21 protein-coding genes are annotated in these 22,341 nt (G+C 43.9%); 10 read left to right on the top strand and 11 right to left on the bottom strand.

The features are described 5' to 3' along the window. Window positions 1–28 precede the first annotated feature (28 nt). Entirely contained in the window at window positions 29–625 is a 597-nt protein-coding gene (locus AZH43_RS15640; RefSeq protein ID WP_067671597.1) for a YceI family protein, read from the bottom strand. Window positions 626–826: 201 nt separating this feature from the next. Further along, complete coding sequence (locus AZH43_RS15645) at window positions 827–1,282, bottom strand: GNAT family N-acetyltransferase (protein ID WP_067671600.1); 456 nt, start codon at window positions 1,280–1,282, stop codon at window positions 827–829. 184 nt (window positions 1,283–1,466) lie between these two features. Between AZH43_RS15645 and AZH43_RS18955 the strand changes: the two genes are divergently transcribed. Beyond that, window positions 1,467–1,988: a nuclear transport factor 2 family protein gene (locus tag AZH43_RS18955; RefSeq protein ID WP_171254489.1), complete on the top strand. Its 522-nt coding sequence runs from the start codon at window positions 1,467–1,469 to the stop codon at window positions 1,986–1,988. Window positions 1,989–2,120: 132 nt separating this feature from the next. Beyond that, on the top strand, window positions 2,121–2,528 hold the full coding sequence (locus AZH43_RS15655; protein WP_067671603.1) for an OsmC family protein: 408 nt from the start codon (window positions 2,121–2,123) through the stop codon (window positions 2,526–2,528). Between the two features lie 62 nt (window positions 2,529–2,590). Here the strand turns inward: AZH43_RS15655 and AZH43_RS15660 are convergent, their stop codons facing one another. Together AZH43_RS15660 and tkt are read right to left on the bottom strand one after the other, a co-directional pair. After that, entirely contained in the window at window positions 2,591–2,806 is a 216-nt protein-coding gene (locus tag AZH43_RS15660; protein WP_067671606.1) for a hypothetical protein, read from the bottom strand. A 164-nt stretch (window positions 2,807–2,970) separates the two neighbouring features. After that, window positions 2,971–4,959 carry a transketolase gene (tkt, locus tag AZH43_RS15665; protein ID WP_067671610.1) on the bottom strand — a complete coding sequence of 663 codons (1,989 nt, stop codon included), beginning with the start codon at window positions 4,957–4,959 and terminating at the stop codon, window positions 2,971–2,973. A 727-nt stretch (window positions 4,960–5,686) separates the two neighbouring features. Between tkt and metK the strand changes: the two genes are divergently transcribed. From metK to AZH43_RS15690, 5 genes are all read left to right on the top strand, one after another. After that, window positions 5,687–6,853, top strand: a complete 1,167-nt coding sequence (metK, locus tag AZH43_RS15670) for a methionine adenosyltransferase (RefSeq protein ID WP_067671613.1) — start codon at window positions 5,687–5,689, stop codon at window positions 6,851–6,853. 232 nt (window positions 6,854–7,085) lie between these two features. Beyond that, entirely contained in the window at window positions 7,086–7,361 is a 276-nt protein-coding gene (locus AZH43_RS15675; RefSeq protein WP_067671616.1) for a hypothetical protein, read from the top strand. 215 nt (window positions 7,362–7,576) lie between these two features. Then, window positions 7,577–7,921, top strand: coding sequence for a hypothetical protein (locus AZH43_RS15680; RefSeq protein ID WP_067671619.1), 345 nt, complete (start codon window positions 7,577–7,579; stop codon window positions 7,919–7,921). Between the two features lie 131 nt (window positions 7,922–8,052). Further along, the gene (locus AZH43_RS15685) at window positions 8,053–8,754 is read left to right on the top strand and encodes a VIT1/CCC1 transporter family protein (RefSeq protein ID WP_067671622.1); all 702 of its coding nucleotides are present in this window, start codon (window positions 8,053–8,055) and stop codon (window positions 8,752–8,754) included. 126 nt (window positions 8,755–8,880) lie between these two features. Then, window positions 8,881–10,092, top strand: coding sequence for a YeeE/YedE family protein (locus tag AZH43_RS15690; RefSeq protein WP_067671624.1), 1,212 nt, complete (start codon window positions 8,881–8,883; stop codon window positions 10,090–10,092). Between the two features lie 244 nt (window positions 10,093–10,336). Here the strand turns inward: AZH43_RS15690 and AZH43_RS15695 are convergent, their stop codons facing one another. Next, the gene (locus tag AZH43_RS15695; protein WP_227509831.1) at window positions 10,337–10,864 is read right to left on the bottom strand and encodes a hypothetical protein; all 528 of its coding nucleotides are present in this window, start codon (window positions 10,862–10,864) and stop codon (window positions 10,337–10,339) included. A gap of 257 nt (window positions 10,865–11,121) precedes the next feature. Between AZH43_RS15695 and AZH43_RS15700 the strand changes: the two genes are divergently transcribed. Continuing rightward, window positions 11,122–12,165, top strand: a complete 1,044-nt coding sequence (locus AZH43_RS15700) for an NAD(P)H-dependent flavin oxidoreductase (RefSeq protein ID WP_067671630.1) — start codon at window positions 11,122–11,124, stop codon at window positions 12,163–12,165. Window positions 12,166–12,513: 348 nt separating this feature from the next. Here the strand turns inward: AZH43_RS15700 and dusB are convergent, their stop codons facing one another. The 4 genes from dusB to pgaB all read right to left on the bottom strand — a co-directional run bounded on the left by dusB (window position 12,514) and on the right by pgaB (window position 17,671). Then, a complete protein-coding gene (gene dusB / locus AZH43_RS15705; protein WP_067671633.1) occupies window positions 12,514–13,557 on the bottom strand; it encodes a tRNA dihydrouridine synthase DusB in 1,044 nt (347 codons plus the stop codon). Window positions 13,558–13,972: 415 nt separating this feature from the next. After that, window positions 13,973–14,389, bottom strand: a complete 417-nt coding sequence (gene pgaD, locus AZH43_RS15710) for a poly-beta-1,6-N-acetyl-D-glucosamine biosynthesis protein PgaD (RefSeq protein WP_067671636.1) — start codon at window positions 14,387–14,389, stop codon at window positions 13,973–13,975. Beyond that, entirely contained in the window at window positions 14,376–15,671 is a 1,296-nt protein-coding gene (gene pgaC / locus AZH43_RS15715; protein WP_067671639.1) for a poly-beta-1,6-N-acetyl-D-glucosamine synthase, read from the bottom strand. The genes pgaD and pgaC overlap by 14 nt, the downstream gene beginning before the upstream one ends. An 11-nt stretch (window positions 15,672–15,682) precedes the next feature. After that, window positions 15,683–17,671 carry a poly-beta-1,6-N-acetyl-D-glucosamine N-deacetylase PgaB gene (gene pgaB, locus AZH43_RS15720; protein ID WP_067671642.1) on the bottom strand — a complete coding sequence of 663 codons (1,989 nt, stop codon included), beginning with the start codon at window positions 17,669–17,671 and terminating at the stop codon, window positions 15,683–15,685. Window positions 17,672–18,200: 529 nt separating this feature from the next. On the opposite strand from pgaB, the gene AZH43_RS15725 reads away from it, so the two are divergent. Then, a complete protein-coding gene (locus AZH43_RS15725) occupies window positions 18,201–19,409 on the top strand; it encodes a DUF1615 domain-containing protein (RefSeq protein ID WP_067671644.1) in 1,209 nt (402 codons plus the stop codon). Then, on the top strand, window positions 19,376–20,038 hold the full coding sequence (locus tag AZH43_RS15730; protein ID WP_067671647.1) for an HAD family hydrolase: 663 nt from the start codon (window positions 19,376–19,378) through the stop codon (window positions 20,036–20,038). The genes AZH43_RS15725 and AZH43_RS15730 overlap by 34 nt, the downstream gene beginning before the upstream one ends. A gap of 90 nt (window positions 20,039–20,128) precedes the next feature. Here AZH43_RS15730 and AZH43_RS15735 read toward each other — a convergent pair whose 3' ends face one another. Next, window positions 20,129–21,223, bottom strand: a complete 1,095-nt coding sequence (locus tag AZH43_RS15735) for a fatty acid desaturase family protein (RefSeq protein ID WP_067671650.1) — start codon at window positions 21,221–21,223, stop codon at window positions 20,129–20,131. A gap of 15 nt (window positions 21,224–21,238) precedes the next feature. Beyond that, window positions 21,239–22,306 (bottom strand): ferredoxin reductase, encoded by a 1,068-nt coding sequence (locus tag AZH43_RS15740; protein ID WP_171254492.1) that lies wholly within the window; start codon window positions 22,304–22,306, stop codon window positions 21,239–21,241. Between the last annotated feature and the right edge of the window lie 35 nt (window positions 22,307–22,341).

A 22,341-nucleotide genomic window follows, 5' to 3' on the forward strand; every position in this document is an offset into this window, starting at 1 on the left:
TTTCAGTTCTAATGGGGGAAATCAGAACTTATTTTACAGCGGGCTGTGCTGCAGGAACTGATGCTTCAGTAGTGATATTTACAGTGATTTTATCACCTACATTTGGCACATAACCGCCGACACCGAATGCAGAACGGTCAAATGAAGTTGTAGCATTGAAACCAATAGACTCCGCTTTTGTCATTGGATGCACGCCTTGTTTATTCAGTACCGCATCCAGAACAACCGGCTTAGTTACATCTTTCACAGTTAAATTGCCTGTGATTTTGTATTTAGTTTTGCTGATGGCCTGCACTTTAGTACTTTTGAAAGTGATATTCGGATACTTGGCTGCATCAAAAAAATCTGCAGTTTTTAAATGTTCATCCAGCGCTTTAACATTTGTATTCAAGCTTGATAATGGAATAGTCACATTCACTGAAGAATTTGACGGTTTTGCATTATCCACAGAAATCACACCTTGGATGTCGCTAAAGTTAGCAGATGGTGTAGAAAAACCAAAATGACTCCAGCTGAATACAGTTCCTGTATGAGTTGGATCAATTTGATAGGCAACAGGTTTAGCCATAGCAAAAGTTGCTGCTGATGCAACAGTTAAACCTACTGTTAATGCTTTAAAGTTCATGTTTTTATCTCACTTCTGAATACTGTTAAGTCTATAGAATTCTGCACAAAAAACATTGTTAAAGATAAAACGTTTTGTTGCATCTTTAGAACGACCTGCTAAAACACGATCTCCCGGCAAATTAATTCGGTGCGCTTTAAAAAATGCACATGCATATAGGCAGGCAATTTATTCAAACCCAATCTTCAAAATACCGCTGCATTACATGCGGTACTGTATAAATCCTGTCTTTTTCGCTACCTGATCATACAGCTTTTGTGCATTTTCATTGTTCTGCTGAGTCAGCCAATAGACCCGATCGCATTGCCTGCGCTGCACAGCATAATCATATACATGCTGAATCAATTGCCGGGCAACACCCTGTCCGCGGTATTCCTCATGCGTGTATAAATCCTGCAAATAGGCATACGGCTTAACAGTCCAGCAGCTGTCATGCTCTATAACATGCACTATGCCGACTGGCTGATGATCCATAATTGCCGCAAAACCATAAATATGCGGCGCATCCGCACGGGTCAGCTTGTCCCAAGTATTTTGACTCACCATTTCTGGAATATCGGCTTGATAAAATTTTTGATATGCGCGCCATAATTCATACCACTGTTCGTGTTTTATTTCCGCTAATTTCTGAATAATAATTTCTTGCCTCATATGCACCGCTTACTCCTGATTCATGCTTCTTTTTTATCCAATAAAATCATCTGTGTAAATGTTTAACTGATTTTATTGTTTTCATGAATTTTCTTAATTTCAGGATACTGTGTATTAATCTGGCGGCATATTTTCCGCTTTGATTTGATTATGATCTTTTAGACATAGAATGATCATTGAAGGAACCGTCATGCAAACTCCACAGCAAGCCATAGAAACAGCATTGAACAGCAAAGCACCTAAAGATGTCGTGCTGGCCTTTTTAATGAATACCTCTAAAGAATTGGTCACCTACGCCGCAGAAAAACTGGTAGCAGCCGATGCTGATTATGTTTCCTTAAATTTCAGCAACCCGGAACTGAAACAAATCGAACCTTGGGCAGGCACATCTAAAGGCAGAGAAGTCTATATTTACACCTTCTCCAATGTAGGCACATACTGGAATATTGATGATTTCCAAATTACAGATTTAATTTCTGAAAATGAGACGGTTGCGGTTTTTGGACAGTTTACCTATACCTCAGTCGTTGCACAGCAGACCTTTACGTCTCCTTTTTCAATTAAAGCCATGGTGAAAAATGGCTTAATCACCTACTTCCAGTTCATGGAAGATACCTATGCCTCTGCTGCGTCATTTCGGGTTGCAGGCGAATGGATCATTCAGCAAGATGCAGACAGCACAAAAAACTTTAGCGTGTCTGAAAACTCTTAACCCATTTTTAAATTTTAAAGCCCTCTGCGTGGGGCTTTTTAACAAAAAGCATCACTTTCAATTCAATGACTGCATCGCTAATTGCACTCAGTATTTGTATATTCAGCAAACAGCCTATTATTCCAGACCATTATGATTCATAGCGCACTCGCCCATAGCACCCTTACACCTTACCGTGTCACACTCACAGACCCTCAAGGCCACACGTGGCATGTCGATGAACCTGCTGCAAAAGGCGGTCAAGATTCGGCGCCAAATCCAATGCAGCTGCTGCTTTCTGCGCTCGGAGCTTGCACCACCGTCACGTTACAAATGTATGCCGACAACAAAGGCATTCAGCTTGAACATGTTGAAGTCAGTTTAATGCTGAACCCAGAAGCGGAGCCCGAACCAGGCCAAAATAATATTGTGCGTAAAATTATCTTAAAAGGTGATTTTACGGAAGAGCAGCGCAAACGGCTGCTTAAAGTCGCTGAAAACTGCCCTGTACACAAATTATTAACATCTAATATTCAAATTCAGACCGAACTCTTCATTTAACTTTTTACATGAAGCATATAAAACTAAAGCCCCAATAGGGGCTTTTTTTTAATCTTCAGTATTTAAAGCTTTTCAACCAAAATACGGTCAATCTGCTTCATGCCTGAATGCTTTTCATGATTTTTGCGGCGAATTTTAATCACTTTTTCTTCCTGCAGATCCTGAAGCATTAACTCTACCGCCATCATGGACTCAAGAGCCAATTCAGTACCGATCCATTTCTGCTCACCAGCATCCATCAGGACAATTTCATCATTGATCTGATCATATAAGCTCATATTTTCCTCGCTTTGGGCAAATCATCTGCCCATTTTTGAATACTGTATGAATGATTTAATTTTAAACCTACAGATTAAATCATTCGTTGATATATGGTTATTAAAACCCATAAAAAAGACGTCCCAGTACTGGGACGTCTTTTATCGCTATTGAATGCCGTGAGTTAAGCGGTGATTTCTTTCACTGCCGCAACGACTGCTTCAGCTGTAATGCCGAAGTGCTGGTACAAATCTTTCGCAGGGGCAGATTCGCCATAAGTTGTCATGCCGATCACACGGCCGTCAAGACCGACAAATTTCCACCAGTAATCTACATGCGCCGCTTCAACAGCAACACGCGCACGGATCGCTGCAGGAAGAACAGCTTCACGGTAAGCCGCATCCTGTTTCACGAATTCTTCAGCACATGGCATAGACACAACACGAACGCCATCTAACTGAGCGTATGCATCCATTGCCAATGAAACTTCTGAACCAGTCGCAATAATGATTGCTTTCAATTCGCCTTTTTCTTTCGCCAGTACATAACCGCCTTTCTCGACTTCAGCAATTTGAACATCTGTACGGGTTTGGAATGGCAAGTTTTGACGAGAGAAGATTAACGCTGTAGGACCTTCGCTACGTAACAATGCAGATTTCCAAGAAATAGAAGCTTCTACAGTGTCACATGGACGCCATGTATTTAGGTTCGGTGTACCGCGTAATGAAGCAATTTGCTCTACGGGCTGATGCGTAGGGCCATCTTCACCCAGACCGATTGAGTCATGAGTATATACATGAATCACACGCTGTTTCATCAGTGCAGACATACGTACTGCATTACGCGCATATTCCATAAACATCAGGAATGTTGCTACGTAAGGAATGAATCCGCCATGCAGGGCCACACCGTTTGCAATTGCTGTCATGCCGAACTCACGTACGCCGTAGTGTACATAGTTCCCTGCTGGATTGTCTTGAACGCCTTGAGCGCCTTTCCAAAGTGTCAGGTTAGAGCCTGCAAGGTCTGCAGAACCGCCCAAAATTTCTGGAAGCTGCGGTGCAAATGCTTGAATGGCAGCTTGGCTGGCTTTACGGGTTGCAACAGTTTCAGCTTTGGCATTCACTTCTGCAATGTATGCATCGGCTTTAGCCACAAAGTCAGCCGGTAAATCACCTGACATACGGCGTTTCAGTTCAGCTGCTTCTGTTGGATATTTTGCGGCATAGGCTGCAAAAGTCTCATTCCAAGCTGCTTCAGATTTTGCGCCTTTCTCTTTGGCATCCCAAGCTGCATAGACATCAGCTGGAATTTCAAATGGACCGTCTGTCCAGCCCAATGCTTCACGTGTCAATGCAATTTCGTCATTACCCAGCGGCGCACCGTGACAATCTTCTTTACCTTGTTTATTTGGTGAACCCAAGCCAATCACTGTTTTACAAATAATGATGGTCGGCTTCTTCGTTTCCGCTTTAGCTTCTAAAGTTGCGGCGCGCAGCGCTTCGCTGTCATGGCCATCAACTTTAATCACTTGCCAGCCGTAAGCGTGGAAACGCTGCTCTGTGTCGTCAGAGAACCAGCCTTCCACTTCACCGTCAATTGAAATGCCGTTGTCGTCATAGTAAGCGATCAGCTTGCCCAGACCTAAAGTCCCCGCCAATGAACATGCTTCGTGAGAGACACCTTCCATTAAACAGCCGTCACCCAGGAAACAGTAAGTGAAGTGATCAACAACTTGAATGTCATCTTTATTGAATTGCGCAGCTAAAGTTTTTTCAGCTAAGGCAAAACCTACCGCATTGGCAATACCCTGACCCAATGGACCTGTTGTTGTTTCAATACCAGGCGCATAACCCAGCTCTGGGTGACCCGGAGTTTTTGAATGCAATTGACGGAATGATTTTAAATCGTCAATTGAAAGCGCATAACCGGTTAAGTGCAATAACGCATATTGCAGCATAGAGCCATGACCATTAGACAATACAAAACGGTCACGGTTTGCCCATTGCGGGTTGGTCGGGTTGTGATTTAAGAAATCACGCCATACCACATCAGCGATATCTGCCATCCCCATTGGAGCACCTGGATGTCCTGAATTTGCTTTTTGCACAGCATCCATAGCCAATACACGAATTGCGTTTGCAATACGACGTTCGTTAAGCGGGGTTGTCATAAGGTCAGAGTCCAAATAAATGGTTTAAAAGAGTAAGATGAATAAGAATTCAAAGATGCACGTATTGTCTTAAAAAAAGCGGAATGGGTAAAGCCTAATGGGCAATATTTCGCTAAATATTCATATACCCCTGTAATTTTGGGTACTTATTGTTCATTTTCAAGTCTATATGCGCTGAAGCTCTGTTTTATTCCAATCCAATCAGAGGATAAAAATATGCAGTGCTGCAAAGAAGTGATTTATACATCGCTGATTCTATTGAATCTTCTGCATTAAAAATGTACAGCCTCAGCGATACAAAAAACTTTTTTATCTGCCAATCAAATTAAGTGAATTTTATTCAGGTTAGCAATAAAAGCATGAATAAGAATAAAAATATAAATCCAACACAGCTTAAACCGCATAGTTAAGTTATTGGAATTTTGATAATTGACTCAGAAAAATCAGATTTGAACTTTTTCAACCCTAAAAATTTCTAAGTGCCGCATGCTTCTTCGTTATTCAGCGCTCGGCATGGCTTTTATTGGTTTCTGTTTCCGCTTAAACCGGTGCCTCACAGCACAAGAAATAAACCAGACTCAATTCCATATCAATTTTTTAGATGCTCATATCAAATAAAAAGTCATGGAAATGAATTAATTTCAGCCATTTTGGTCGCATGGAGCTAGTCCTCAAGGCAAACTCGATGTAACATATTGCGTCTTTAAAATTAACTGTGATAGGACTTATGCGCGAGTACGCTGTATTTACCTCGGAATCTGTAAGCGAAGGCCATCCGGATAAAATGGCTGACCAAATCAGCGATGCTATTTTGGATGCAATCTTAAAAGAAGACCCGTATGCGCGGGTTGCTTGTGAAACGCTTGTAAAAACGGGTGCGGTAGTACTTGCCGGTGAAATCACAACAACTGCCAACGTAGACTTCGAAGCGATTGTCCGCAATACCGTAAACGGTATTGGCTACCACCATTCTGACTTAGGTTTTGATGGTTCAACTTGTGCTGTGATCAACATGATCGGCAAGCAGTCTCCTGAAATTGCTCAGGGTGTAGACCGTCAAAAACCTGAAGATCAAGGTGCGGGCGACCAAGGTTTAATGTTCGGCTATGCAAGCCGCGAAACTGATGTACTTATGCCTGCGCCTATTTCTTATGCGCACCGCTTAATGGAAAAGCAAGCTGAGCTTCGCAAACAAGGCAAATTGGCTTGGCTGCGTCCAGATGCAAAAAGCCAAGTCACTTTTGCTTATGAAAATGGCAAACCGGTCCGTCTAGACGCGGTTGTCCTTTCAACTCAGCACGATCCGAAAATCACGCAAGCACAGTTAAAAGAAGCTGTTATTGAAGAAATCGTGAAAAAAGTGATTCCTGCTGAGATGTTCCATGCCGGCACAAAATTCCACATCAACCCGACAGGCATGTTCGTTATCGGCGGCCCTGTAGGCGACTGCGGCTTAACTGGCCGTAAAATTATTGTCGATACTTACGGCGGTATGGCGCGTCACGGCGGCGGCGCTTTCTCTGGTAAAGATCCGTCAAAAGTTGACCGTTCAGCGGCTTATGCTGGCCGTTATGTTGCGAAAAACATTGTGGCTGCCGGTTTAGCGGACAAATGTGAAATTCAAGTGTCTTACGCAATTGGTGTTGCAGAGCCGACTTCTATTTCAATCAATACCTTCAATACAGCTAAAGTATCTGAAGATTTGATTATTGCCTTGGTTCGTGAACATTTTGACCTGCGCCCATACGGCATTACCCGTATGCTGGATCTCATTCAGCCAATGTACCAGCAAACTGCTGCATATGGTCACTTTGGCCGCGAAGGTTCAGATCACGCATTCACATGGGAAAAAACCGACAAAGTTGAAGCGCTAAAAGCATCAGCCGGTCTTTAATCTATATCGTTCATATAGATTAACCCATAAAAAAGCCTGCATTTTTGCAGGCTTTTTTATATCTTCAATTTACTACCCCTCAATCTTACTGACTAAAATATATAGTCAGCTTATAAATTTCTTACAGTAATAGCTCAAGTATTAAATTACGCCTTTTCCATTAGAATACACATATCTCGAAATAGCCAAGGCGAAATTCAGCTTTTAATTTCCAGAAAAAATATAAAGCAAAATGCAGATTGAAAATGGCGGTGAGTTTGGTATCGATTTTACAAACAGAGGTAATGAAGATGATATTGAACCGTGGCGGCTTTTCCCCTTCCCAGACAGTAGCGATATGAAAAGAATTAAACGCACAATGGGCCATCTTGTCCAAGAGAACGCCTCCATTCGTGAAATCGAAGATTTCCCTGAAAACAGCATTGCCATTACCAATAACAGCAGCGCTGACTATCTACTGCTGTGCACAGCAGATGATGTCAATTTAGCAGAAGAAATTTATTTATAGCGCCATAATGATAGCGAGTCTCCATCCACCATTTAGCCTCATCAATTGAAGATTTAGTGCAGGATGAATATTGATTGACCGTTAAAAACAGAAGCTCAGCAAAACGTTGACTAAGATTACACTTAATCAACAATTTTTGATCAATTCATGCTTATTTTTTCAGCTAATATAATTTCAGCCCATGCTACGGGCATAACAAAAAGAGGAATATCACAATGAATAAATTACTTGTTGCTTTAGGTTTAGCCGCAGCTGTTGCACTTGTAGGCTGCAGTAAAGAAAAACCGCCTGAAACTGGCGCTACTACGGGTGAACACATTGAAAATGCTGCTGATCAAGCAGGCCATGATATTCAAAATGCTGCCGATCACGCCGCATCTGAAACTGCCGCTGCTGCTGACCATGCTGCTGCCAAAATTGATGCGGCTGCTGATGAAGCTGTAGCGAAAACTGAAGCTGCTGCGCATGACGCGAAAGAAGCGACTAAAAATGCAACTGCCGATGCGGCAGCAACCATTGAGAAAAGTGCTGGCGATGTAAAAGAAAAAGCGCAGCAATAATCTCAAATAAAAAAAAGCTCCTCTCATGGAGCTTTTTTTATGCCTAAAGGTTTAATCCCGGTCTTGAATTTTAATCTGAAAATGGTCATGGTATGGCTCATAACGAGAGATAAAAAACCATTGAGAACAACATGTCTTATTCACATCATGCAGAAAAACATTATATTCAGCGTACAGGCTGGCTGCGCGCCGCAGTGCTAGGCGCAAATGACGGCATTATCTCAGTGACCAGCCTTATTATTGGTATGGCTGCCAGCGGCGCATCCTCTCATACACTGCTTATTACCTGCGTTGCGGGCCTGATCTCTGGCGCGACCTCTATGGCTGCCGGCGAATATATTTCAGTTAAATCCCAAGTCGATATCGAAAAAGCAGATTTGCATATGGAAGCCCGTGAACTTGAAAAAAATCCGCATCTTGAATTAAAAGAATTAACCCAGATTTATATTCACCGCGGCTTGGCTCCGGAGCTTGCCCATGAAGTTGCGCTTCAATTAACAGAAAAAGATGCCTTGGAAGCGCATGCCCGAGATGAAATTGGCATACATGAAAATACTTCGGCCAATCCTTTGCAGGCAGCTGGCTCTTCTGCACTGGCCTTTTCAATTGGCGCGCTTTTTCCCATGCTGTCTATCTTGCTCAGCCCAGACCAATATATTTCTTACACAGTAATGGCTGTTGGTGTGCTGTCACTGGCGGGCTTAGGTGCTCTGTCCAGCTATTTTGCAGGAACGTCTATGCTGCACGGCAGTCTGCGCGTCACTGCTTGGGGCATCATTGCAATGGTATTTGCGGCATGGGTCGGCTCACTTTTTGATGTAACACCCATCTAGATATATAAGTTTTACCAATATAAATCATAAGACATACACATTATGTATTTTCGCATAATGTCTTTTTAACCTATTTAAATTGCGTAGAATAACCCTACTTATTTAGTTTGAATTATCTCCTCTCTTATGTCAGTTCTTGCTGCACCTGCAAATCGGTCAAATGTATCGATTTGGGTGTCTTTTTTGCTTTTAATTTTAGGTACTGTTGGCGCATTCCAAGTGGTTGGCCTTAATCAAGCCCTGCTGTTCTTGATTGGCGGCGCATTAGGCATGACGCTGTATCACGCCTCTTTTGGCTTTACATCAAGCTGGCGTGTATTTATTAAAGAGCGCCGCGGACGCGGTCTGCGCGCTCAAATGATTATGCTGGCTTTAGCGGTATTGCTGTTCTTCCCGGCCTTAGGTGCTGGCGAACTTTTTGGCAATCCCGTTAAAGGCAATGTCAGCCCTGTTTCCATGTCTGTCATGATCGGCGCATTTATTTTCGGTATAGGCATGCAGCTGGGCGGCGGATGCGCTTCAGGCACACTCTATACTGTCGGTTCCGGCAGCATGCGGATGATTGTTACGCTGTTTTTCTTCTGTACTGGATCATTAATTGCAACCACACACTTAGACTGGTGGTTTGCCCTGCCGCATTTAGCGCCGATTTCTGTAGTGCACAGTCTGGGCGTTATTCCGGCACTCGTGCTGAACTTTGTGCTGTTCGCTGCAATTGCCGCAGCAACAGTCTATTTTGAGAAAAAACGCCACGGCAGTTTAGAGTCGGAACCGCAAAGCCAGAATCAAGGCTTTGAACGCTTTCTGCGCGGCCCTTGGCCTTTAGTGTGGGGCGGTATTATTTTGACCCTGCTGAACTTTGCGACATTGGCCTTAGCCGGCCGTCCGTGGGGCGTCACTTCTGCCCTTGCTGTTTGGGCTGCCAAATCTGCCAGTTTCATCGGGTTTGATGTTGCCTCTTGGAGCTACTGGCAGCAGCCAGCCAATGCCAAAGCCTTGACTGAATCTTTATGGTTTGATGTTACATCTATGATGAACTTCGGCATTATGCTTGGCGCATTATTGGCTGCCAGCCTTGCTGGAAAATTTGCACCAAACTTTAATATTCCTAAACGCTCATTAGCAGCTGCAGTCATTGGCGGTTTAATGCTGGGTTATGGCGCACGTTTGGCTTACGGCTGCAACATTGGCGCATACTTTAGCGGTATTGCATCAGGCAGTTTACACGGCTGGCTATGGCTGATCTTTGCCTTTATCGGAAATGGTATTGGTGTCAAACTTCGCCCAATCTTCTTCCCAGGTGAACGCCCTCAGCCTGAAAAACTGACTGGCTGCTGATCAGCTGAAGCGGCACCCCGCTTCATGACTTTTAACCACTGCATTGAAGATAAAAAGCCTGTCAGAAGACGGGCTTTTTTTTAATAACTGTTTTGTGATTTAAATAGTTTTGAACGCCCGCTTTTATTTAAGGGGCCAAAACTATAGTCCGTGAATAGGCTACCAGCAAAGAAGAACAACGCTTCAACAATTCAGTAGCAGCGAATAGGCTTCAAACACAACTTTAGTTCAGAACACTGTACAGCTAAGGCGTTAATGCCGCACGCAAGTTACAGCCGAACCCCATCAGCTGCTGCGCTTGCTTATAGCTGGTATGCTGTTCCAGTATAAAACGATAGAAAGCATCTGCATTTTCAAACTGCTCACTTAGTCCTGTTTTAGGCGCATTCGCCATCGCAATACCATCCAGCAGATTCAAATTAAAATGTCCTAAACGGTACAATTCATTGAAATAGCCATTCATGACAGTGCAGTAATTTTCTTTCACCGGTTTTAATGCTGTTGCGCTGACCGCCTGAACATTTAAAGTCGTCAAGTCATCAGCATTCAAAGCTGATGAATCAGAAAAGGCATATGCATTTTGCCGTTTCATCTGCTGATAGCTGTTCGCCAGTTCAGCATTTAAAGCCGCTATTCTCTGCTGCAATTCGGCCGCATCTTGAACGGTATAAGCGGCAGCACTCACATCCATTGCCTTAGAGCCATCCGTTTCGCTTGTTTCACCATTGGAACACGCCGCCAACAACACACTGGATAATACTGCTGCTGTCACATAACACTTCATTTCAGACTCGAATCAAATTTCAATCTCGCGCGCCATTATGCCTGAAATAGCATGCTTGCAAAGTTTAACTCGCTTTTTTCAAAATGATATCCCATTCATATAACAGCTGCCCATATAGAACCATGCTGGAAATACAGTGGCTGACCTTATGCAATAAGCTGAATTATTTACTAAAAAAATAATGAATATCATTTGCTAAATGCGTGGCGCTTGGGCAAAGTTAAATGATACAAGGAGAGGCATGAATGAACTTATTAAACCGCTTGGGAATCAGACATCCAATTTTTTTAGCGCCAATGGCTGGTGTTTCAACTCCTGCTTTAGCAGCGGAAGTTTCAAACCAAGGCGGCTTAGGTTCATTAGGCTTAGGGGCAAATACACCGGCAGCTGCCTGTGAGCAGATTTTAAAAACGCAAGAATTGACAGACCGCCCATTTCAGGTCAATTTTTTCTGCCATCACAGCCAAGCGCTTGACAATACTGTGACCCAGCAATGGATCGAGTATCTGAGACCTCAATTTGAGCAATACGGCGCGCAGCCTCCTGCCAGCTTGAACTGTATTTACCCAAGCTTTTTAGATAATGATGATTTTTTAAAGGTCGTGCTGGAAACACAGCCCAAAGCAGTCAGCTTCCATTTTGGCATTCCGCATGCACATCAAATTGAAGCGTTGAAAGCTGCTGGTATTATCACCATGGTTTCTGCGACAAATTTGGCTGAAGCACACGCCATAGAAGCGGCAGGCATTGATATTATTATTGCCCAAGGGATAGAAGCTGGCGGGCACCGCGGCATTTTCAATGAAAGCTTTGACAGCAGTGTCAAAACAGATGATCTGGTTCAATTGTTTAAAAAGCATTGCCAGCTGCCGATTGTGGCTGCCGGCGGCATCATGTCCGGACAGCAAGCCAAAGTCTTGCTGAATCACGGCGCAGATGCCGTACAGCTGGGCACAGCATTTGTCCAATGCAAAACATCCAATGCCAATGATGCCTACCGCACAGCGTTGCTGAATCAGCCCATTACCCAAATCACGGCCAGCATCTCCGGCCGTCCAGCACGCGGTTTAATCAATCATTGGCATACCTCCATTGATACGCCTAATCGGCCCGCAGTTCCCGCCTACCCTTATACCTATGATTTGGGCAAGCAATTGCATGCTGCAGCATCAAAACAGGGAGATCATGGCTTTGGCGCATTTTGGGCAGGCAGCAACGCCGCGCAAATCCGTGAATTGGAAGCGGCCGACCTTATTAATCAGCTGGTTTTGGAAATGAATTTTGCTTAAAAATGAATAGCCAGAATCTAAAGTAAATAAATTGAATACTGAGCTGAAAATAGCAGATTATTTTCAGCTTTTTTTAATGCAGCCAACCCGATTGCCATCTAGACTTTTAAAACTGCATTTTTAAGATGTGCAATTTTAAACGCCTTCTGATTAACAGATAAACTGATTTAAAACTTTTAAATTCAATTCATCATATCTTCAAAAAAAGCCGATGATCAGAGCATTCAAAATACCGCCTTACAGCCTGTCTAAATGGATCAATTCTTAAAGAGAACATTGATCAGCAGCATTTAAAACATCACAGTTGAAATTTTAAGGCGATAGCATCTATTAAGCGCCACATTCAGATTAAGTTTCTAATAAATTGACTTGCTCTGTCTGCACATCACTCATAATTTCACCATGCGCCAACAAATGATCAAAATAGTCTTCAACAACTTGGTACTGAGCAGCCGTAGATTCAACCTTGTACATATTTTGACGGAATTCATTGCTGGAGCGCAGTCCCTTGGTGTACCAAGCAATGTGTTTACGCGAAATACGGCAGCCTGAATACTCACCATAAAACTCATACAGCTCACTTAAATGCCCAAGCAAAACTGTTTTGACTTCTTCAATATTGGGCGCGGCCATGTGCTCGCCCGTTGCTAAATAATGTGCGATTTCACGAAAAATCCACGGACGGCCTTGAGCCGCGCGGCCAATCATCACGGCATCTGCCCCGGTATAGTCCAATACATATTTGGCTTTTTCCGGACTGTCGATATCGCCGTTCGCAATGACTGGAATATTCAGCATGCTTTTTACGTCTTTAATCAGCGAATAGCGCGCCGTATTTAAATACATATCTTCACGGGTACGACCATGCAGCGCTAAAGCGGCAATGCCGGCTTCTTCTGCACGCTCAGCCACCCGCATAATGTTTTCATAGCCATTTAAATAGCCCAAACGCGTTTTTAACGTGACTGGCACATCAACTGCAGCCACAACTGCATCTAAAATACGCGCAACCAAATCTTCATCTTTTAATAATGCAGAACCAGCCAGCTTATTGCAGACTTTTTTGGCTGGGCAGCCCATGTTGATATCGACAATCTGCGCGCCATTGGCAACTTGATATCGCGCAGCTTCCGCAAGTGCGCTGGGGTCTGAACCTGCAATTTGTGCAGAAATTGGCGCAATTTCTCCATCAAAGTTTGCACGGTATAGACTCTTTTTACTCATACGCAGCGTTTTGTCCGATGTCATCATTTCACTGACGGCATGCCCTGCACCAAAGTATTTGCACAGTGTTCTAAATGGGCGGTCTGTTACGCCGGCCATCGGAGCAACCCACAGCTTCTGCCCGATAGGCTTATCAAATAATTCTTTGATTACAATATGCTGAGTCATGTAAAAATATCCACGCGCTATGGGTTTATCATATAAATTTTGAATGTGCTCATGATGTATTATTCGCCTTCTCAAAGAGAATAATAGCCAAATCGCAAGCACAGCCGTTTTACTGCTTCAAGCCTAAGAGTTAATGTAATCAAAAGCAAAAACAGCACCATTAAAATGCGGCTGTATTTAATGGGTCAATGAATGGGAAGCAAGTCTAAAACTTTCCGCCGCAAAACTCTAGCCAATCAGGTGATTTAAACATATGCGTTGCCAAGTAAAATGAAATATCGCCTTGTGAAAAGATAAAGCCCTCATGAGTTGAGGGCTTTTATCAATGACGTATTTTAGCACTTCCGGCAGCAACGCCTCAGTTCAGCCATTTTCATTCATATTGTTTTTTAAATCATATGAAATGAAACTGATTTTAAGCGTCTATTCGAATAATTCTGCCCTGTTCATCATGATGCACGGTACTGATTTTTTGCTGACGGCCCTGCTCCACCTCCTGTGCAGGAATATTAAAATGACGGACATAATCTGTCATGGACTTCACGTGCGGCGAGTTCACCCTTTTTGCAGGCATATAGTTCGACCACAGCAGCAGCGCGGCAACACAGGCAAATAAAGCCGTTATGCCATGTTCCAAACCCAAGCCGAAAGAACCGAACAAATGCTGCAGCAGATGATGCTTTTGCAAACTCATCAATCCCGCAACGATCAGGACAGGACGCCACAGCAGCAGCCAAACAGCCCACATCATCGCAGTACTGGTGCTGGAGGCATAACGCTTATGCCATGGCAGCTGACGGCGCAAATCAATAATTAAACTATTGCTTTTCATTCATTTTATTCTCTAGTGTAGGGTTAACCCGCATCCCTCTGTCTGGACTGACCCAGCGCGCGCGCTGCCCTGTTCCTAACCTTAAAACTTTAGGAAAAGCGACAATGCTGGCGCTGATCGTAATAAGCCAAAAAACAAAGGGATACCAAATCATCCAAAAATAATTTTTTGCTAATGCCGGCTCGTACCGGCTGTCCATCCATTTACTGATGCCGAATTGAAGCAGGCAGGTCGCGCCCAGCAGCATGCCGGTGCCATAAGGCAAGAAAGGTGAACTGACATCGCCAATGTAAGGAATGGGAACAATAAAATGCACCAGCCAAAAGACCGCGAGCATCAGCATTAAGTACGACCACACCAGAGTCAGAATCAGTTCCATCATGAGCGGCCATAAAAAATTCAGCTGCGGCTTCAGCAGAACATCAACATTTTTCAGCAGCACTTGCGCGCCGCCCATGGCCCAGCGCAGGCGCTGCTTCCATAAACCATTGAAAGTTTCAGGCATTAAAATCCAAACCAATGCATTCGGTTCAAAATGAATATTCCAGCCTGCACGCTGCAGCTTCCAAGTGATATCAATATCTTCTGTCAGCATATCCGGTGACCAGTATCCGACGGAATGCACGGCGCTTTTACGAAAAGCCGTAATCACGCCAGACACTGTAAACAGTCTGCCAAAGCTTTGCTGCGCACGTTTGATCATGCCGACAATGGATGAAAACTCCCCCACTTGTATCCGGCCAATTAAGGTAGACCGGGTACGGATGCGGGGATTCCCTGTGACAGCAGCCACAGTTTCATCTTTCAGGAAATGACGCATCATCCAAGAAGCCGCATGCGGATCGAGCAGCGCATCGCCATCAATGCCAATTAAATATTCTGCCTCAGTCAATAAACTGCCTGCCTGCAAGGCCATCGCTTTGCCCTGATTTTGCGCAAAATGCACCACCCGAAGTTTGTCATACTGGCCAGCCAGACGGTCCAGCACCTCAGCCGTATGGTCTGAGCTGCCATCATTAATGGCGATCACTTCAAAATTCGGATACTGCAAAGCCAGCGCATGGCTGAGTGTTTCTTCCGCATTGTCACCTTCATTAAAGCAAGGCACCAAAACGGCAACTTTAGGATATTCCTTTAAGGCTGGCGGCTGCTGATACGGCGGATCTTTGCGCTCTTTCCAATAGAAAATCAATGCGCCGATCATCCATAGATACGACATAAACAATGGATAATAAAAAACAAAGTGCAAAGCAGAATGCCAAAAATGCATAAAAGCTGACATATTCAATTCCTCTAAGGAATAAGTTTGCTTGATTTCAAATCAAAGGCTTTGCGCATAACGCTAGCGTCCGGATGATCTTTAATGGGGTCATCCGGATAATATGCGACGTGCATTGCACCTTGTTCATATAAAGACTGTATGGTTTTCGCCATCTCATCGGACGGCACTTTTTGATTGGTTCTCCAATCTACCGATTGAAGCTCAAATACAGTTTTTTTAATGCCATTTGGATATTTTTTTACCCGATTCACAATATCCTGATAAAACTGATCGCTATTCGGCGCCTGTTCCATATACGGCATGGCCATAATGGCAGTGAAATCATACCGGTTCAGCGACTGCTCTAAAGATTGTGAATACCAATTTTCCGCATAAGGCTTAAGCGCCACCTGCGCGTAAAGATTGCGCGCAGTCAATAAAAATGGCTGATACTGACGGACATTTTTGGCCAGCTGCATTGCAAAATCATCAAGGTACTGTGTTTTAAATGCGGTCCATTTCTGCAGATCTGCATCATTATTGCGAATGGCGGCCAGATCATTTGGCAGGCCAACCGCTGCATAAGCCTTCATTGCATCAGGGCTGGCATCTTCATAATCGGACAATGTCGTATCGTCATGGAACAATATTCCATTGAACGGAACAGATTTTGCCAAATCCGTATAAATGCCGGCAATGGCCTTACGGGCATCCGCAGAAAAGGGACTGAGGCGGTGATAGCCCATATTTAAATGCGCACTGTCACCGTTTTGCTGAGTCACCACAACATCTTCAGCGGCTGGATTGCTCTTAGGCAGCTCCCATGCCAATAACGGCATCCAAGCATACACACGGCTGACATGCGTCCGCGTTTGGATTTGCCATGCAACACGGTTAAATAAATCTGCGCGCATTGGCAGGTAATGGTTCGGGAAATACACCATATCCGCAGAACCATTAGCATCTGGATCTGAAAAAGCCTGCAGATAGACAGTATTCACTTTCATGGCTTGTATGCGGTCAAGCAGATTGCCGAGGTTGCGTTCCTGCTGCGCGGGATTCGGATCATAAATATAATCTAAATCGATATGCATGATTTTCTGCGGGCGATTGTTATCACCTAATTTTTTTTGCCGATTTTCAATTTCCAGCGCCAAATCATTGGTGGTCATATTGCCTTCCACCAAAATCCGGTTCAGCTGCCCCAATGAACTTTTGATAGAATCGGCACCATCATCCAAGCTAATTGCGATCGGCATGCCCAAGTGCTTAGCAATAGACACCGCCTGCATGTTGTAACGGCCGTACGGCCAAACCATGACTCGCGGTGACTGAATGCCGTGCGCTTTCAACAGCTGATTATTTTTTCTTAAATCCTCAGTAATGCGTCTTTGATAATGCAAGTCATCTTCATAAGACGCAGTTTTCGGATCGTATAAGCGTGTTACGGCTGCAGGTTCAACATTCCCCTGCGGATTTCCTAAAATACCGCGGTGCAGGTTATAGCTGTGGCTGGCGACTTCTACAAAACCGCTGTTTTGCATTTCTTTAAGCTGATCCCAAGACAGCATGGCGTTGCGCGGAATCATCTCATCAGAAAAGTTGATTTTTTGATTCGCGTCAGGCTCCAGCCAAGAACCGACCACAGCCAAAACAACAGGAATTTTATTGGCTTTAATGAATGGATAAGCATTTTGATAAAATGATTCATAGCCATCATCTACTGTGAGCAGCACAGGCTTGGACGGCAAGCGCGCTTTGCCTTGATGCGCTTTCAGCAGCAGATCGGCATCAATGAAATGATAGCCGTTTTGCTTTAGCCAATTGATATGCTTTTCAAATTGAGCTGAGCTGACCGCATACTCAGGAATCAGCGCATTTTTGCTATTTGTAATTTCATGATAGCCAATCACTGTCAAAGTTTGATCATCGGACGCTTCTTTACTCCACGCCAATGGCGTACAAAAGAAAGATGCTGAAAGTGATGCCGCAAGAATATTTAGAAGAAAACGAGTTTTCATGTAGAGCTGCTCAAAATTAAAAACAGAAACTGAAGCTCAAACTTGCCATCATCCTGATGTATCGGTTTTCCTTGACCTAAAATTCAAGCTCAGTTTCCGTTTATACGTTTTAGACCATCAACATGAAATGAATCTTAAAATGTCCAAATATTAGAGCAGTTTAGCTAATTTTCTTATTTTAAAATGTCCAAATATTAGAGCAGTTTAGCTAATTTTCTTATTTTAAAATGTAAAAAGCTTTTGCCGCAGGCTTGGCCATTTTTTTCAGAGGCATCCAATGCTGAATAGCTGACAGCAAAGATGCTGAATACAATGAAACCTCTGCTGCTGACCTAAACTAAAAATTACTGATCAGACTAAAGCAGCTCATCCAGCCGCTGTAATTTTTTTAAAACAGATCATAGACAAGCGCCAAAAACTTACTGTATTTTCAAATGGGCTTCACAGATTCATTCTTCATTTTTTCAGCAGCCATAGTATACTGCACCTGCCTGACCGGCTCACTTTTTCGGAACTTGCTTTCTACGCTATGAACAAAACTTTTGCCTACTCTGCTTGTGTTAAGACAATGTCTGTTTTGGCCCTCTCCGTCAGCTTAGCTGCTTGCGGCAACGGGTCTTGGTGGTCTAAAGATGACGAGCCGACCCTGAATGCAGAACAAATCCGTAAAGCGATTCCGCCACGGGTGCAGGACCGAACATCGTGGGCGCAGGATATCTACGATATTACCGAACAGCTGGGCATCCCGCAGACCAAGCAGAATATCTGCTCGATTGTCGCGGTGGTCGATCAGGAATCCAACTTTGTTGCTGACCCGCAAGTGCCGGGGCTTGGCGAAAAAGCGGTAAAAGAAGTTCAAACCCGCTTGGATGAAAAGTTTAAAGAAAAATTAGGCGATGGAATTGGCGGTACAATTGCAGGCTATTTTGAAGAAGTGTTAAAGACCCAGCCCAGCCCTGACAACAATTATTTAAGCCAAATGCGCAAAGTGAAAACTGAACGCGAGCTGGATGAGCTGTACCGTGAAATTTTTGCCTATATGTCCAAACATTATCATGTCAGCGCCTTAACCGGCGCAGCCAAATTGGTCGGGCAGGATATCGGCGAGAAAATGAACCCCATTACTACGCTCGGCTCAATGCAGGTGCATATTGGCTACGCCAAAGAACATAAGCGCCAAGGCGGCAATATCGCCGAATTGCGTTCAGATATGTATACACAATACGGCGGCATGTATTACGGCATTCACCGCCTAATGATGTATCCTGCGGATTACGACAAGCCGATTTACCGTTTTGCCGACTACAATTCCGGGCGTTATTCAAGCCGCAATGCGGCCTTTCAAAGCATGCTGAATGATTTAACAGATGCCGAATTAAGCTTAGATGGTGATTTGCTGCTGTATGATAAAGACGGCTCGCCGCGTTCGGCCAAAAGTGAATCTGAGCGTGAACTGCTTAAAGTCTTCTCAGCCAATAGCGTGATCTTAACGCCGCGTCAAATACGTTCAGATTTAAAAAAGGAAAAAGATCAGGATTTTGAAGATACTGCTACCTATCGTGCTGTAACCAAGCTGTATAAAGAAAAAACCGGCAAAGAGCCTTTTTATGCAATGATGCCTGAAGTTGTTATTTCAGGGCCAAAACTGAGCAGAGATTACAATACCAATTGGTTCGCGAGCAGAGTAAACGGACGCTATCAGACATGCATGAACAGAATAAAGCATTTAAAAATTTAGCGCTTTTCGATTTTGACGGAACCTTGTGCACCAAAGACAGCTTCACAGGGTTTATCTTCTATTCATTGCGCAAACGCCATATTGTGCGTCAAGGGCTGAAAATTTTGCCTTGGATTCAAGGCTATTATTTAAACCTTTATCCTGCACACGCTATGCGTCCGAAATTATATCGCGCAATGTTCAGCGATTCGAATGCCCATGATGTGCAACGTACGGCCGAAGAATATGCAGAAAAATTACTGGACTCACTGAACCCCGCTCTATTAAAGCAGCTGCGGGAGCACCAAAATTTAGGACATGATGTCGCACTGGTTTCGGCATCTGTCGATCTGTACTTAAAGCCGATCTGCCAGCTATTAGGCATTGACTTAATCTGCTCCGAAGTCGAAATTAAAGATCAGAAAATTACCGGACAGTACCAGACCGCAGACTGCAGCGGCGAACAAAAAAAACTGCGCATTTTAGAAAAGTTCAATCTGCAGGATTATGACAATATCTATGCCTATGGCAACAGCTTTGAAGATCATGAAATGCTTGAGCTTGCAAACTACCGCTTTATGGTTGGAAATGATGCAGTTTTACCTAAACTGAGCCGCCCTGCCAAAAAGCATTATGCAGATACCCTTTAATTCAGCCGTTTAAGGCTACCCGCCACGATAATAAAAAAGCCATGCATTGCATGGCTTTTTTATGGTGTCAGCTATTGAGAGAAATACTGCTTATTTCTTAAATGGGAAGGCATATTTCACAATACGCTTTATCACGCTGCCGTACTGCTTAACCAAGCTCGCATTGTTGTAGTTTAAGCCGTATTTTTCACAGACTGCCTGCACCTTCGGGGCCATTTTACGGTAACGGCGTGCCGGCACATCCGGATATAAATGATGCTCGATTTGATGGCTTAAATGGCCTGTCAAAATATGGAACGCTTCTGAACCCGTTAAGTTTGAAGAACCGCGGATTTGACGCATGTACCAATGACCGCGGCTTTCATTCTGCAGCACTGATTTTGGGAACACTTCAACATCTTTAGTAAAGTGTCCGCAAAAAATAATACTGAAAGTCCAAATATTACGGATACCGTTTGCCACCAAATTACCAGTCAATACCGGTAAAGCGGCCGGGCCTGCAATTAAAGGAAAAAATACATAGTCCTTAAACAATTGCTTGGTGATTTTTTTCTGCATTGGCTTCCATTCTTCTTTCGCCTCAGCTTTGGTCTTGCGTCCGTAAAGCAGTTTGCCAATCTCTAAATTCTGAATGGCAACGCCCCATTGGAACAGCAAGCAAAATGGAATGCTGTACAGCGGCTGCAGTAAATAGCCTGCTTTCCAGCGCTGTTCAGGAAATAAACGCACCATGCCGTAGCCGATATCATCATCCATCCCTTTAATATTGGTGTAGGTATGATGTTTATAGTTGTGGGTCTGGCGCCAGTTGTCTGAAGTGCCGACAATGTCCCACTCGTAGCTTGGGCCATGGAATTTAGGATCATTCATCCAGTCATATTGACCATGCATGACATTATGGCCCAATTCCATATTTTCCATGATTTTAGAAAAGCCCAGAAGGCCTGTACCCAGCACCCATGCTGGCGGAAACCAACCTGCAAACAGCAGCGCACGGCCTGCCAATGACGAATAGCGGATGGTTGAATAAACACGGCGGATATATTTGGCATCTTTTTCACCAATATCATCCAGCACTTCTTGTTTAATCGCATCCAGCTCACGCGCAAGACTGTCTAAGTCAGCCGAGCTCAGTTCACGATTTTTCGGGTTTTTAAAATATTCAATTTTAACAGGCATGTTCATATTAATTATCCTACCTTATAAATCAATCACGAGATCAGACTGGGCTGAGTTCACACAAATTTTCAATGCATTGCCGGGCTCTGAGTTTTGTGCGCCGTTAAGTAAATTTTTAGTTGCGCCTTCAGCCTTATTGCATACGCATTTATTGCAGATGCCCATCCGGCAGCCATGTGTCGGCTTAATGTTCTGCTGTTCCAAGCTCACTAAAATAGACTGGCCTTTTGGAATACTGATCACTTTATTGGATTGCGTCAGTGTCACATTTACAAAACCAATATCATCAGTTTGTGCAAGGCTCATGCTGAATGCTTCGCTTTTAAACACTTGCGCAGTTTGCGCAAACAGCTCTTCGGCTTTAGCAGAAAAGCCCGAAGGCCCGCAAGCAAAGACGGTACTTTCAGTTAAATTTTTAATTTCAGCGGCATGAGTTTCGTTCAAACGCGCATCATGTTCTGCTTCTTGCGTATAGAAAATATGAAAGCTGAAATTTGAGTTTAATTCTGCCCATTTTTCGAAATCGGCTTTAAACGCCGCATCTTCATGGCGCTTTACCCAATACATCAATTGAATAGGCTGCGCCTTGAGCTGATTGTTTTTGCTCAGGGACTTCAGCAAGCTGAACATCGGTGTAATACCGCTGCCTGCCGCCAGCAAGACCAAAGGTTTATCCGCTGGAACAGTCATGTCGCCGAATGGAATGCCGAATTCAAGAATATCGCCTTCTTTTGCCTGCTCTGCCAGCCATGTGCTGACCTTGCCTGCTTCGACTTTTTTCACGCTCAGCAGTACATGCTGGCGGTCTAACTGGGTCAAGCTATAGGTGCGTTCATAACGCACACCATTTACGGTAATAAATACCGGATGATGCTGCCCTGCCTGACCAAGCTTAAAATGACGGTTCACCTGCAAAGTCAAACTGACCATGTCTTCTGCGGCAAATTCTTTATGCACGACTTTAGCCAAAGCTTGATTGCTAGACCAAAGCGGATTGAATTTCTGCAGCCAAAAATTGACAGCATTGAAGTCGATAACGCTTTCTGTAAAGAAATTCAAAGGCTGTTTAGTTTTCTGAAGTGCATGCATTGTCATAGACATCTCATTGCGGTTTTATAATTATT

This window comes from Acinetobacter pragensis, from assembly GCF_001605895.1.
GTDB lineage: Bacteria > Pseudomonadota > Gammaproteobacteria > Pseudomonadales > Moraxellaceae > Acinetobacter > Acinetobacter pragensis.

Bases quoted from the DNA above. Each gene is read 5' to 3' on its own strand.
- AZH43_RS15660 (WP_067671606.1), bottom strand. From the start codon at position 2,806: ATGAGCTTATATGATCAGATCAATGATGAAATTGTCCTGATGGATGCT.
- tkt (WP_067671610.1), bottom strand. From the start codon at position 4,959: ATGACAACCCCGCTTAACGAACGTCGTATTGCAAACGCAATTCGTGTA.
- AZH43_RS15655 (WP_067671603.1), top strand. From the start codon at position 2,121: ATGATTCATAGCGCACTCGCCCATAGCACCCTTACACCTTACCGTGTC.
- AZH43_RS15690 (WP_067671624.1), top strand. From the start codon at position 8,881: ATGTCAGTTCTTGCTGCACCTGCAAATCGGTCAAATGTATCGATTTGG.
- pgaC (WP_067671639.1), bottom strand. From the start codon at position 15,671: ATGTCAGCTTTTATGCATTTTTGGCATTCTGCTTTGCACTTTGTTTTT.
- AZH43_RS15685 (WP_067671622.1), top strand. From the start codon at position 8,053: ATGTCTTATTCACATCATGCAGAAAAACATTATATTCAGCGTACAGGC.
- AZH43_RS15725 (WP_067671644.1), top strand. From the start codon at position 18,201: ATGAACAAAACTTTTGCCTACTCTGCTTGTGTTAAGACAATGTCTGTT.
- dusB (WP_067671633.1), bottom strand. From the start codon at position 13,557: ATGACTCAGCATATTGTAATCAAAGAATTATTTGATAAGCCTATCGGG.
- pgaD (WP_067671636.1), bottom strand. From the start codon at position 14,389: ATGAAAAGCAATAGTTTAATTATTGATTTGCGCCGTCAGCTGCCATGG.
- metK (WP_067671613.1), top strand. From the start codon at position 5,687: ATGCGCGAGTACGCTGTATTTACCTCGGAATCTGTAAGCGAAGGCCAT.
- AZH43_RS15640 (WP_067671597.1), bottom strand. From the start codon at position 625: ATGAACTTTAAAGCATTAACAGTAGGTTTAACTGTTGCATCAGCAGCA.
- AZH43_RS15680 (WP_067671619.1), top strand. From the start codon at position 7,577: ATGAATAAATTACTTGTTGCTTTAGGTTTAGCCGCAGCTGTTGCACTT.
- AZH43_RS15700 (WP_067671630.1), top strand. From the start codon at position 11,122: ATGAACTTATTAAACCGCTTGGGAATCAGACATCCAATTTTTTTAGCG.
- AZH43_RS15740 (WP_171254492.1), bottom strand. From the start codon at position 22,306: ATGCATGCACTTCAGAAAACTAAACAGCCTTTGAATTTCTTTACAGAA.
- AZH43_RS15730 (WP_067671647.1), top strand. From the start codon at position 19,376: ATGCATGAACAGAATAAAGCATTTAAAAATTTAGCGCTTTTCGATTTT.
- pgaB (WP_067671642.1), bottom strand. From the start codon at position 17,671: ATGAAAACTCGTTTTCTTCTAAATATTCTTGCGGCATCACTTTCAGCA.
- AZH43_RS15675 (WP_067671616.1), top strand. From the start codon at position 7,086: ATGCAGATTGAAAATGGCGGTGAGTTTGGTATCGATTTTACAAACAGA.
- AZH43_RS18955 (WP_171254489.1), top strand. From the start codon at position 1,467: ATGCAAACTCCACAGCAAGCCATAGAAACAGCATTGAACAGCAAAGCA.
- AZH43_RS15735 (WP_067671650.1), bottom strand. From the start codon at position 21,223: ATGAACATGCCTGTTAAAATTGAATATTTTAAAAACCCGAAAAATCGT.